The sequence below is a fragment of the Candidatus Saccharimonadia bacterium genome, from assembly GCA_035544015.1.
Lineage (GTDB): Bacteria > Patescibacteriota > Saccharimonadia > UBA4664 > UBA4664 > UBA5169.
In genome coordinates, this window is the sequence record DATKIP010000072.1 from 1 (window position 1) to 2248 (window position 2248).

1 protein-coding gene is annotated in these 2248 nt (G+C 59.4%); it reads left to right on the forward strand.

Annotation, left to right across the window (positions count from 1 at the left end; translation table 11 throughout):
- Positions 1 to 274 precede the first annotated feature (274 nt).
- Entirely contained in the window at positions 275 to 1648 is a 1374-nt protein-coding gene (locus tag VMT30_03585) for an IS1182 family transposase (protein ID HVQ44022.1), read from the forward strand.
- Positions 1649 to 2248: the final 600 nt, after the last annotated feature.

Genomic DNA, 2248 nt, shown 5'->3' on the forward strand with positions numbered 1-2248 from the left:
GTTGAAGTGGCGGAAGATGGTCGAATAGGGACCTTTGTGGACGAGATATTCGAAAAGATGTGGCCAGAGTTTCGCGAGGATGGGCCCGGCAAATACAAGGTCGTCATCGAAAAGGTCGGGCAGATCGCGCTTGCATGACCAACTCATGGGCCTTTCCTCGAATTCACCCCGCCCGGTGAGCATGTCCGGAGGTGGCCGATTTTGTTGCAAAACTCATTGAAGGATCAGTTGCGCGGTGATTCCGTCATGCTGATGCGAATCGGTGGGGCGGGCCATGATGGGGCGGAGCAGCCGGGACCAGGGACAGCTGTTCTATTCGTTCAATCTCGAAGAAGCTGTGCCGGACGATCATCTCGTACGCGCCATTGCCGGCGTCCTTGATCTGTCGTGGGTTCGGGCGGAGCTAGCGCCACACTATTCCCACACTGGACGACCATCGATCGATCCGGTTTTGATGATCCGGATGCTCATCGTTGGCTACGTGTTTGCGATCCGCTCGGAGCGGGCGCTGTGCCGCGAAGTCCAGGTCAACCTTGCCTATCGTTGGTTCTGTGGGCTTGGCATTGAGGACAAGGTGCCAGATCACTCCGTGTTCTCGCGTGTACGCAACGAGCGGTTCCGCGAGCCCGATATTTTTCGCCATGTGTTCGAACGTGTTGTCGAAGCTTGCATTGCGGCTGGCCTTGTCGATGGTAGGGGCTTTGCGGTGGACGCCAGCTTGATCCAGGCTGATGCCAACAAGCATCGTTCAATCCCCGGTGTGCAGTGGAACAAGGACATCGACCCGGAGCAGGCGCGCCGCGCGGTCAAGGAGTATCTCGCCACTCTCGACGACCCGGCCTACGGCGCGGCAAGCGACGTGACGCCGAAGTTTGTCTCGCCGTCGGACCCTGCTGCGCAATGGACGGGCGCGCTGCGCAATGCCGCGTTCTTTGCCTACGCGGATAACTATCTTATCGATGTGAAGTGCGGGATCATCATGGATGTCGAGGCCTCGCGGGCCATTCGTCAAGCCGAGGTCGGCGCCTCGCAGACAATGATCGAGCGGACCGAAGCACGTTTCGGCATCAAACCTGAATGGCTCGCGGCTGACACGGCTTATGGTGCGGCACCCAACCTCGATTGGCTTGTCAACACCCAGGGGATTGCCCCGCATGTTCCGGTCATTGACAAGTCAGCGCGTGAGGACGGCACATTCTCGCGCGAGGACTTCATCTACGATGAGGCGCAGGATCGATACGTCTGTCCGGCAGGCAAGACGCTGACCACGACTGGCCGCATTCGCGACGACGACATGCTGCATTACCTCGCGAGTGTGCACGATTGCCGTGCTTGCCCCTTGAAGGGCCGATGCTGTCCCAAGACCCCGCAACGCAAAGTCATGCGCAGCATTCACGAGCCCGCACGCGATGTTGCCCGTGCGATCGCAAGGACAGCAGCTTTCTCACAGTCGCGCCGCGATCGTAAGAAGGTCGAAATGCTGTTCGCACATCTTAAGCGCATTCTGCGGCTCGGCCGGTTGCGACTGCGCGGGCCGAGCGGTGCACAGTTCGAATTCACCCTGGCAGCGGTTGCTCAGAACCTCAGGCGGCTCGCCAAGCTTGTGGTTTGGCCACCACCGAGGGCGTCGGTGGCGTGCGTTGCGTGAGCGTTCACTTCAGTGAGTAGCGTGGCTTCCACCGACAACGTCTCTTGCCTTAAACCCTACTCCGCACCCAACGTCACCTCATCTCAGAGTTTTGCAACAAAATCGGCCACAACCGGCCGTGAGCAAGTGTACCAAATCCCTATCGCCGGAGGCCGCTGCGAGCGCCCCATTTGGGTGAAGTAGCTCGTAGACCGTCTGGCGACTCGCCTGCGTTGGATGGTGGCGGTTGGCATTGGACGACCGCGCGCCTCGCGTCGGTGCTTGATAAAAGCGCGCCTCGCCGAGCCAAGGTTTCACAGTGGCCTGAGGCGCACTGATTCAAGCGTGCAAGCGCCGCGCTCCATGCAGTGGTGCTGGCATGGGTTGTCACCTAAACCAAAATACATTTTGCTACGACGTTTCGACGTGCGCAGCGCCCGCCCGCGTAATGGAACCCTTTCTTCCGTGAAACTAAGGTCGCATCTGATAATTCCGCCAACAGGAGGAATGCCATGCGACAAATCCTTGTTGTCACCGCAACCGTGCTCGCGGTCAGTGTGGTAACGTCGAGTGTGGCGGTTGCGCAAAAAAAGACCACTGACGCGGCGAGAGCGTCCCGAG